We start from the raw sequence: 9,790 nt of genomic DNA on the forward strand, positions 1-9,790 counted from the left end.
CGGCGTGGAGGGGACGGGCGGGCGGCCGCCGCCGACCGGCGACGCCGGGCCGCTCCGGCGGGACGGCCGGAGCGCCCACACCGCGATGCCGATGAGCGCGCCCACGGCGGCCGCCGTGAGCGCGAGCCGTACCGTTCTCGAGCCGATCAGCCGCCGCACGCCGGGCAGACTATCCCGAAACAGATCTTCCCCACGCGGCCGTTAGGGTCGATCTCATGCGATTTCGCCATCTCGGCCGCAGCGGTCTCATGGTCAGTGAGATCAGCTACGGCAACTGGATCACCCACGGCTCCCAGGTCGAGGAGGACGCCGCCAAGGAGTGCGTGCGCGCGGCCCTCGACGAGGGGATCACCACCTTCGACACCGCCGACGTCTACGCGGGGACCAGGGCGGAGGAGGTCCTCGGCCGCGCGCTGAAGGGCGTGCGCCGTGAATCCCTGGAGATCTTCACCAAGGTCTACTGGCCGACGGGTGCCGGCCCCAACGACCGTGGCCTGTCCCGCAAGCACATCACCGAGAGCGTCAACGGCTCGCTGCGCCGCCTGCAGACCGACTACGTCGACCTCTACCAGGCGCACCGGTACGACTACGAGACCCCGCTCGAAGAGACGCTGAAGACCTTCGACGACCTGGTCCGCCAGGGCAAGGTGCTCTATGTGGGCGTCAGCGAGTGGAAGGCCTCGCAGATCGCCGAGGCCCTGAGGATCGCCGACGAGATGGGCTTCGACCGGCTCGTCTCCAACCAGCCGCAGTACTCCATGCTGTGGCGGGTGATCGAGGCCGAGGTCGTGCCCTTGTGCGAGAAGGAGGGCGTCGGCCAGATCGTCTGGTCGCCGATCGCCCAGGGTGTGCTGACCGGGAAGTACCTGCCGGGGCAGCCTCCGCCCGCCGGGTCGCGGGCCACCGACCCCACCGGGTCGGGTTTCATCTCCCGGATGATGAACGACGACCTGCTCGCCAAGGTGCAGGAGCTCAAGCCGATCGCCGCCGACCTCGGCCTGACGATGGCGCAGCTGGCGGTGGCGTGGGTGCTGCAGAACCCGAACGTCTCCTCCGCCATCGTCGGAGCCACCCGTCCCGAGCAGGTCCGCGACAACGTCAAGGCCGCCGGGGTGAAGCTCGACGCCGACGTCATGGCCAGGATCGACGAGGTGATCGGCTCGGTCGCCGTACGGGACCCGTCACTGACCGAAAGCCCTTCCGGCCGCCCCTAAAGGACGAAACGGTCAGCGACCGACGGAAAAGGACGAAGAAGGCCCCTTGTGTTTTCCCTTCACTATCGCAACAGGCGTCACAGCAGAACGGGAAAGGGCAAGGGGCCGCTCGCCGCGCCTTTTCCGGCCCACATGGGGAGCCCGGGCGAGCAGGGGCGACGCGACCCCGTGAACAGGCGGAAGTGCGACGCCGTCGCCTCCGGCCGGCCGGAGGGGCTCACTCCACACGCAAGGACATTCCGCGGTACTCCACCTTGTCGTCCTCCAGGAGCGTGACCTGCTCGACTCCCGAACTCAGCAGCGTCCGCCAGTTTTCGCCGAGCCATGACTCCGCGTCGGCCTGGCTCGCAAAGATCTCGCGCGGAAGAAGGCCGTCCGTAACCTCACCGCCATTAGCATTTTCATAACGCCAGCGCCAAGTCATGCCATACGCTCCTTTTCGCGGGGTTTGCCCTATGCCCTCACCAGGCTGTGCAGACCCTATCTCCTGGAGTCTGCCGCAGATCTTGCCGTGAACGTGCCGGACAGGCCAGACGGCGCAGGAGAAGCACGGGAGACCCCCGCCCGGACCACTTCGAGGATGGAGGTCGGTTCATGCCGCCCACGTTCCGTTTCCCGGCCGCCTCGGCCGGCCCCGAACCGGCGACGGCGCCCGCGGCCTCCCTCCCGCCCGATCCGCCCGCCCTGATCACGGCGCCTTCGGGAGCGTCGCCCGCGACGCGGGACGCATCCGGGGTCGAGGCCCTGTGAAGGTCCTGCTCTCCGGCACGGCCGGCCCCTACGGCTGGCCCGAGCCCACCTGCGGCTGCGCCTCGTGCGGACGCCTCTCCCCCGGCCACCGCCTGCCCACCGCGGTGGTCCTCGACGACGTCGTACGGCTCGCGCCGCCCGCCGGCCTGCCCCTCACGCCGCCCGCGTCGCTCCCCAAGGGGTACCGAATGACCGTCACACCCGACGGCTACGCGGTGAGCGGGCCCGACCGGGGCCGCGTCCTGCACGCGGTCGCGCCGGACGAGCACTGCGGCTCCCCCTCCCCGAGCTGGGCCGAGGACGCCTACGACCTGGTCCTCATCGACCTGCTCGACCGTCCGCAGCGGCTGGGCGACCTGAGGCGGCGGGGCCTGGTCACGCCGCGCACCCAGGTCGTCGCCGTCCACCTCGACCACCGCCTGCCGTCCGAGGCCGAGCTGAGCCGGCGCCTGGCCCTCTGGGGCGCGCAGGCCGTCGCCGACGGGACGATCCTCGACACACGGCAGCCCGCGCCTGCGCGCCCGCTCCCGCCCAGGCGGGTGCTGGTCCTCGGCGGCGCCCGCTCCGGCAAGTCGGAGGAGGCGGAGATGCGGCTGATCTGCGAGCCCGACGTCACCTACGTCGCCACCGGCCCCGCCGGGCGCAGGGACCCCGAGTGGCTGGCCCGGGTCCGGGCGCACCAGCGCCGGCGCCCGCCCTACTGGACGACCATCGAGACCTCCGAACTGGAGACCCTCCTGAGGTCGGAGACCGGGCCGCTGCTGGTCGACGGCATCGGCACCTGGCTGACCTCGGTGTTCGACGCGTGCGGGGCGTGGGACGACCCGGCCCACGACCGGCCCAGGGGCCGCAAGCCCGGCCGGTTCGGCACCGCCCTGGACGCGGTGGCGGCCCGCTGCGACGACCTCGTCGCGGCCTGGCGGCAGACGCGGGCGCAGGTGGTCGCCGTCAGCGACGAGGTGGGCCTGAGCGTGGTGCCCGCGACGGCGAGCGGGCGGGTGTTCCGCGACGCGCTCGGCCGCCTCAACCAGCGCCTGGCGGCCGAGTCGGAGGAGGCCTTCCTCGTCGTGGCCGGCCGCGTCATCCCCCTCCAGCAGTGAAGGCCCGACGATGACCTCCCCCACCGCCTCCGAAGATCCCGTCGTCTCGGGACTGCGTCTCGCCCTCGGGACGCTCACCGTCCTGCCCGCCGGGATGCCCCGCGTCGACAGGGAGACCGCGGGCTGGGCGATGGCCCTCGCGCCGCTGGTCGGCGTGCTCCTCGGAGCCGTCGCCGCGGCCGTCATGGCCGCCGCCGCGCTGGTGGTGTCGCCGCTGCTCGCGGCCGCCCTCGCCCTCGGCTCGCTCGCCCTGCTGACGCGGGGCCTGCACCTGGACGGCCTGGCCGACCTCGCCGACGGGCTCGGCAGCGGCCGGCCGGCCCCGCAGGCGCTCGACATCATGAAGCGCTCCGACATCGGCCCCTTCGGCGTGGTGACCCTGGTGTTCACCCTGCTGATCCAGGCCGCCGCGGTCGCCGGGGCCGGGCCGCTCGCCCTGGTCCCCGCGTGCGCGGCCGGACGGCTGGCGATCACCTGGGCCTGCCTGCGCGGCGTGCCGTCCGCCCGCCCGGAGGGACTCGGGGCCATGGTCGCGGGGACGGTGCGGCAGAGCACGGCGATCATCGCGACGGCGGGGGTCGCCCTGGTGGCCCTGGTGCTCGGCCTCCTCGCGGGACGGCCGGTGACCTACCCGCTGGCCGTGGCGGCGGGCCTGGGCGCGGCTTGGGCCGTCCGCGCCCACGCCACCCGTCGCCTCGGCGGGATCACGGGCGACGTGCTCGGCGCCCTGCTGGAGATCGCCACCACCGCCGCCCTTCTGGTGTGCGCGGCGCACCCGTGACGATCACCCGGCGACGACGGGCCTTCTCGCGAGCCTGGCGAGCACGACCGCCGCGACGACGGCGAGCAGGACCCACCCGACGACGCCCGTGATGCCGGCGACGGCCAGGTTCGGCGGGTGGGCGACGTCGCCGATCAGCAGAGGGAGGCCGGCCAGGGCGTTCAGCGCGCCGTGCCCGACGGCGGCGGGCCAGACGCTGCCGGAGGCGAGGCGGAGGCCGCCGAGGAAGACGCCGAAGAGCACGCAGAAGCCGACGAACATGAGGGCGGCCCACGGCCCGAGCAGCGGGTAGTTGTATCCCCGCAGGGTCAGCGGCGCGTGCCACAGCCCCCAGATCACCCCGGAGACCAGCATCGCGCGGGCCGTCCCGAGGGGCATGAGCCTCGGCAGCAGCCATCCGCGCCAGCCGTACTCCTCCCCCAGCGACGGGACGACGTTCAGCAACGGCCCGACGACGATCCCCTGGACGAACTGGATCACGACCAGCGTCCCGGGGTCGAGGGGAAGCGCGCCCGTCCGCCCCGCCGCCTCGATCTGCCGCCGGAACAGGCTGAGCCCGGACAGGTCGGCGCTGAGCACCCCGGTCGCCACGCTGATCCCGGTGGCGAGGAGGGTGAGCAGCGCGGTGCCCAGCCAGGCCACCGCGATGAGCCCGGCCGTACGGCCGCGCCGTCCGCCGAGTGTCAGGCCGGTGCGGCGGGCCCACTCCCTGAACGGGACGTCCCGGTGGTGCAGGCGCCAGACGGCGATGACGGCGACCGTCGGCGTGAACATCATGGCCAGCCCGGTCACCGTCAGCAGCGCCGGGCCTCCGCCCGACAGCCACAGCGGAAGGGCGCACAGCCAGGACAGCCCGAAGGCCACGACCAGGAAGGTGACGAGGTCACCGGGGCGACGGGTCATGCCCGACCTCCAGAGGGAACCAAGCAGGGGAAGGGGGGGTCAGCGAGCGGCAGTGCGCTCGGCGACGAGGGTGTTGAGCAGGGCGGCGCCGCGTTCGGCGTCGTCGACGCTGACGGCGATTTCGCCGCCGGAGGAGTAGCGGACGACCAGGCACTCCCCGCCGCGGATCATGATCGTCGACATTCCGGGCAGGCCGCGGAAGCCCCAGCCGCCCACCTCGGACGGCCGCCGGTCCTCGGCCCTCGCGCTCTGGATCCTGCCGAGGGCGACGGTCCTCCTGGGCCAGGCGAGCGGCCCGAACGAGATCACCAGCCCCTTGTCGCTCACGCGGACGCCGACCCTCGACAGGGCCAGGCCGACGACGCCGACGAAGGCGAGCGGACCCGCCGTGACCGTGGCGCCGGCGACGGGGACGGTGAGCCCCGTGGCGGCGAGCACCAGGGCGCCGAGCAGGCCCGCGGCCGCCAGGCCGACCGACCACGGGTTCGACGCCGAAGAGATCCACACCGCCCGCTGCCCGGCCCGCAGCCGCAGCCGGCGCCCGGGCACCTCGGCCGCCGCGGCGTCCTCCGGCTCGGACGGCACGACCAGCCGGCCGATCGTTCCGGCGAGGATCGCCGCGGCGACGACGAGGAGGGTCTGCCAGCCGAGGGGCCCGGCGTCGCGCCAGTCGGGACGGCCGAGGTTGGCGGCCAGCCCGGCCCACTGCAGGCCCAGGGCCGCGGCCCCGGCCCCGGCGAGCAGAGCGGCGGCCGGCCTCATGCGTACCCTCCGCGCCCCGGCGGCCGGGCGGACGACGCGGTACATCGCGAAGCCCGCGATCAGCGCCCAGAGCACGACGACGAGGGCGAGCCACGACCCGAAGGACATGGCGCGGTCCGCCCGCCCGGACAGGCCCCAGTGCGTGGCGAGGGGCTCGGGCAGCCGGTCGCGCAGCGCGAGCGGGACGGCGACCAGGACGACCGTGACCGCCACGAACCACGCGCCGGCCAGCAGGACGAACCGCGGACGGTCGGTCATGACAACTCCTTCCACACCCCGGGCGGCCGTCGCGCGTCACACGCCGCCGCCGGGACGCACCCGGGCGGCCGGCTCACGCCAGCTCCCGGATGATCTCGATGACCTCTTCGGGGCGGTAGCCGTAGCGCTCCGCCTCCTCGAGCAGCTCCCGCGACCTGCGCAGGACGACCTCACGGCCGTCAGGGGGGCGCAGCACCGAGACCCCGCGGCCCCGGCGGAACTCCAGCACCCCCTCGTCGCGCAGGTCGCGCAGCGCCCGCAGCACCGTGTTGGCGTTGACCCCGAGGGCGGCGGCGAGCTCGCGGGCGGAGGGGAGCCGCTGCCCCGGAACGACCTCACCGGAGGCGACGGCGCGCCGCACGGCCCCGGCCACCTGCTCGTGCAGCGGCCGGGGGTCGTTCAGGTCCAGTGTGAGCAACATGATGCTAGTGACATTAGCACCATTCATCCCAACGCGCGAGATGGTGCTAGAGCCATTGGCACCATATGGAGGCTCGGAGCCCGGGAATTCATCGGACGAACCCTCGTTTATGCGTACGCCGCAACCAGGGCTAGCATCGGCCTACGTGACGACAGTGCGACTTAACGCCTCTGACTCGGGCTCGGTGGAGACCGACGCTCTCGTAGTCGGCATCAACACCTCTGCAGAAGGCCCCCGCCCCGCGCCGGGTTCGGAAGCCGTCGACGGCGCGATCACCGGCGGCCTCGCCGCCACACTCGGCGCGCTCGGCTTCTCCGGCAAGGTAGGCGAGGTCGCCAAGTTCCCGACGTTCGGCGCGATCCCGGCGCCCGTCGTCGTCGCGGTCGGGCTCGGCGACGCGCCCGAGACGCCCGGCGCGTACGACCTGGAGGTCCTGCGCCGCGCCGCCGGCGTCGCCACCCGCTCGCTGGCCGGCACCGCCCGCGCCGCCCTCGCACTGCCCGCCGCCACGCGCGAGCAGGCGGAGGCCGTCGCGCTCGGCGGCCTGCTCGGCGCTTACGAGTTCGTGAAGTACCGCACGACCGGCGAGGTCGCGACGCCGGTCGAGGAGATCGCCGTGCTGAGCGGGGCCGAGGGCGCGGAGGAGGCCGTGAACCGCGCCGCCGCGTTCGCCGAGTCGGTCACCCTGGTCCGCGACCTGGTCAACACCCCGCCGTGCGACCTGCCGCCGGCCCGCTTCGCCGAGATCGCCGAGGAGCGCGGCGGCAAGGCCGGCCTCTCGGTCGAGGTCCTCGACGAGACCGCCCTGAAGGAGGGCGGCTACGGCGGCATCATGGGCGTCGGCCAGGGCTCGGCCAACCCGCCCCGGCTGGTCCGCCTCGGCTACACCCACCCCGAGGCCGACACCACGGTGGCGTTCGTCGGCAAGGGCATCACCTTCGACTCCGGCGGCCTGTCGCTCAAGCCGTCCGCCTCGATGGCCTGGATGAAGTCCGACATGGGCGGCGCCGGCGCGGTCTTCGGCGCGCTGCTCGCCATCGCCAGGCTCGGCCTTCGCGTGAACGCCGTCGGCTACCTCTGCCTGGCCGAGAACATGCCGAGCGGCACCGCCCAGCGCCCCTCCGACGTGCTGCGCACCTACGCCGGCAAGACCGTCGAGGTGCTCGACACCGACGCCGAGGGCCGGCTGGTCCTGATCGACGGCATCGCCCGCGCCGGTGAGGACAACCCCGACATCATCGTCGACGTGGCCACCCTGACCGGCGGCCAGATCGTCGCCCTCGGCTGGCGCACCTCCGGCGTCATGGCCAACGACGACGCGCTGCGCGAGGAGCTCGTCGAGGTGGCGGTGGCGCAGGGCGAGGCCGCCTGGGGCATGCCGCTGCCCGAAGAGCTGCGCAAGGGCCTCGACTCCCCCATCGCCGACATCGCGAACCTCAACCCGGAACGCTCCGGCAGCATGCTCGCCGCCGGCATCTTCCTGCGCGAGTTCGTCCCCCCGGGCGTGCGCTGGGCCCACCTCGACATCGCCGGGCCCGCCTTCAACAAGGAGGCGCCGCACGGTTACACGCCGAAGGGCGGCACCGGCATCATGACCCGCACCCTGGTCGCGCTGGCCGAGCGCTACCAGTCCGGCGACCGGGCATGATGATCGGGCCCGTGACGCGCACCCGGCCTCCGGCGGGCGGCCAAGCGCGTCACACGTAGGCGAGACAAGTGAAAAGATGCTGTTGGGCAGGCCGGCCGCGCCACGAACGCGGGCATGAGCCGGCCATGAGGCCCCACCGATCCGACAAGGAGCTTTCCAGTGGCTGATGGCAGCGGCCCCTTCGACATCGTTGTCCTGGGCGGCGGTAGCGGCGGCTACGCGTGCGCCCTGCGGGCTGCCGAGCTCGGCAAGTCCGTCGCGCTGATCGAGAAGGACAAGATCGGCGGCACGTGCCTGCACCGGGGATGCATCCCCACCAAGGCGCTCCTGCACGCCGCGGAGGTCGCCGACGAGACGCGCGAGGCCACCAGCGTCGGCGTCAAGGCGCGCTTCGAGGGCATCGAGATGCCCGGCGTCCACGCCTTCAAGGACAAGATCGTGAACCGCGCCTGGAAGGGCGTGCAGGGCCTGCTGAAGAGCAAGGGCATCACGATCATCGAGGGCGAGGGCCGCCTCGCCGGTCCGAACCGCGTCATGGTGGGCGACCAGGCCGTCGACGGCCACAACATCGTGCTGGCCACCGGTTCGGTGCCGAAGTCGCTGCCCGGTCTCGAGATCGACGGCGAGCGGGTCATCACCAGCGACCACGCCCTGAAGCTCGACCGCGTGCCGTCCTCGGTCATCGTGCTCGGCGGCGGCGTCATCGGCGTCGAGTTCGCCTCCGTCTGGAAGTCCTTCGGCGCCGAGGTCACGATCATCGAGGCCCTGCCCCACCTGCTTCCGCTGGAGGAGGAGTCGAGCTCCAAGCTCCTGGAGCGCGCCTTCCGCCGCCGGGGCATCAAGTACGAGCTCGGCACGCGGTTCGAGAGCGTCAAGACCACCGACACGGGTGTCGTGGTGACCCTCGAGGGCGGCAAGACCTACGACGCCGAGCTGCTCCTGGTGGCCGTCGGCCGCGGCGCCGTGACCTCGGGCATGGGCTTCGAGGAGGCCGGGATCACCATCGAGCGCGGCACCGTCGTGGTCGACGAGTACTGCCGCACGTCCGTGCCGGGCGTCTACGCCGTCGGCGACCTGATCCCGACCCTGCAGCTGGCGCACGCCGGCTTCGCCGAGGGCATTCTCGTCGCCGAGCACATCGCGGGGCTCGACCCGGTGCCGATCGACTACGCCGGCGTGCCGCGCATCACCTACTCCGACCCCGAGGTCGCCTCGGTGGGCATCACGTCGGCCGTGGCGCGCGAGCGCGGCTACGAGATCACCGAGCTCGTCTACGACCTGGGCGGCAACCCCAAGAGCCAGATCCTGGGCACGCAGGGCGCCGTCAAGGTGATTTCCCAGAAGGACGGCCCGGTGCTCGGGGTCCACATGGTGGGCAAGCGCATGGGCGAGCTGGTCACCGAGGGTCAGCTGATCTACAACTGGGAGGCCCTGCCTTCCGAGGTCGCCCAGCTCATCCACGCCCACCCCACCCAGTCGGAGGCTGTCGGCGAGGCGATGCTCGCCCTCGCAGGCAAGCCCCTTCACGTACACAACTAGTAAGCCCTCACAAGGAAACGCGAGAGAAGACGACACCATGCCGGTTTCCGTAACCATGCCCCAGCTCGGCGAGAGCGTGACCGAGGGCACCGTCACCCGCTGGTTGAAGAAGGAAGGGGACCGCGTCGAGGCCGACGAGCCGTTGCTCGAGGTCTCCACCGACAAGGTCGACACCGAGATCCCCTCGCCGTCCGCGGGCGTCATCACCAAGATCGTCGTTGCCGAGGACGAGACCGTCGAGGTCGGCGCCGAGCTGGCCGTCATCGACCAGAACGGCTCCGCGGCCGCCGCCGCTCCGGCGCAGGCGGAGCCGCAGGCCCAGCCCGAGCCGCAGCCGCAGCCCGAGCCGGCCCCGGCTCCCGCTCCGGCCCCGGCTCCCGCTCCGGCGCCCGCCCCGGCCTCCTCGATCCCGCA

General features: G+C 73.0%; 10 protein-coding genes. 6 read left to right on the plus strand and 4 right to left on the minus strand.

Annotated elements, in window-relative coordinates; translation table 11 throughout:
- Positions 1–215 precede the first annotated feature (215 nt).
- Positions 216–1,214, plus strand: a complete 999-nt coding sequence (locus tag KIK05_RS46165) for an aldo/keto reductase family protein (protein WP_214417295.1) — start codon at positions 216–218, stop codon at positions 1,212–1,214.
- 217 nt (positions 1,215–1,431) lie between these two features.
- Here KIK05_RS46165 and KIK05_RS46170 read toward each other — a convergent pair whose 3' ends face one another.
- Positions 1,432–1,638: a hypothetical protein gene (locus KIK05_RS46170; RefSeq protein ID WP_214417296.1), complete on the minus strand. Its 207-nt coding sequence runs from the start codon at positions 1,636–1,638 to the stop codon at positions 1,432–1,434.
- 322 nt (positions 1,639–1,960) lie between these two features.
- On the opposite strand from KIK05_RS46170, the gene KIK05_RS46175 reads away from it, so the two are divergent.
- Together KIK05_RS46175 and KIK05_RS46180 are read left to right on the plus strand one after the other, a co-directional pair.
- Positions 1,961–3,064 (plus strand): bifunctional adenosylcobinamide kinase/adenosylcobinamide-phosphate guanylyltransferase, encoded by a 1,104-nt coding sequence (locus tag KIK05_RS46175; protein WP_308250440.1) that lies wholly within the window; start codon positions 1,961–1,963, stop codon positions 3,062–3,064.
- A 10-nt stretch (positions 3,065–3,074) separates the two neighbouring features.
- Complete coding sequence (locus tag KIK05_RS46180; protein ID WP_214417297.1) at positions 3,075–3,845, plus strand: adenosylcobinamide-GDP ribazoletransferase; 771 nt, start codon at positions 3,075–3,077, stop codon at positions 3,843–3,845.
- 3 nt (positions 3,846–3,848) lie between these two features.
- Here the strand turns inward: KIK05_RS46180 and KIK05_RS46185 are convergent, their stop codons facing one another.
- The 3 genes from KIK05_RS46185 to KIK05_RS46195 all read right to left on the minus strand — a co-directional run bounded on the left by KIK05_RS46185 (position 3,849) and on the right by KIK05_RS46195 (position 6,189).
- A complete protein-coding gene (locus tag KIK05_RS46185; RefSeq protein WP_214417298.1) occupies positions 3,849–4,748 on the minus strand; it encodes a CPBP family intramembrane glutamic endopeptidase in 900 nt (299 codons plus the stop codon).
- A 39-nt stretch (positions 4,749–4,787) separates the two neighbouring features.
- Positions 4,788–5,768, minus strand: coding sequence for a DUF1648 domain-containing protein (locus KIK05_RS46190; RefSeq protein ID WP_214417299.1), 981 nt, complete (start codon positions 5,766–5,768; stop codon positions 4,788–4,790).
- 73 nt (positions 5,769–5,841) lie between these two features.
- A complete protein-coding gene (locus KIK05_RS46195) occupies positions 5,842–6,189 on the minus strand; it encodes a GntR family transcriptional regulator (protein ID WP_214417300.1) in 348 nt (115 codons plus the stop codon).
- A gap of 109 nt (positions 6,190–6,298) precedes the next feature.
- On the opposite strand from KIK05_RS46195, the gene KIK05_RS46200 reads away from it, so the two are divergent.
- From KIK05_RS46200 to KIK05_RS46210, 3 genes are all read left to right on the plus strand, one after another.
- Entirely contained in the window at positions 6,299–7,837 is a 1,539-nt protein-coding gene (locus KIK05_RS46200) for a leucyl aminopeptidase (RefSeq protein ID WP_214417301.1), read from the plus strand.
- 159 nt (positions 7,838–7,996) lie between these two features.
- Positions 7,997–9,376: a dihydrolipoyl dehydrogenase gene (gene lpdA, locus KIK05_RS46205; protein WP_214417302.1), complete on the plus strand. Its 1,380-nt coding sequence runs from the start codon at positions 7,997–7,999 to the stop codon at positions 9,374–9,376.
- A 37-nt stretch (positions 9,377–9,413) separates the two neighbouring features.
- A partial coding sequence (locus tag KIK05_RS46210; RefSeq protein ID WP_284681644.1) for a biotin/lipoyl-containing protein occupies positions 9,414–9,790 on the plus strand: 377 nt, incomplete at its 3' end.

Origin of the sequence: Sphaerisporangium fuscum (genome assembly GCF_018531465.1) — a bacterium.
Taxonomy (GTDB): domain Bacteria; phylum Actinomycetota; class Actinomycetes; order Streptosporangiales; family Streptosporangiaceae; genus Sphaerisporangium; species Sphaerisporangium fuscum.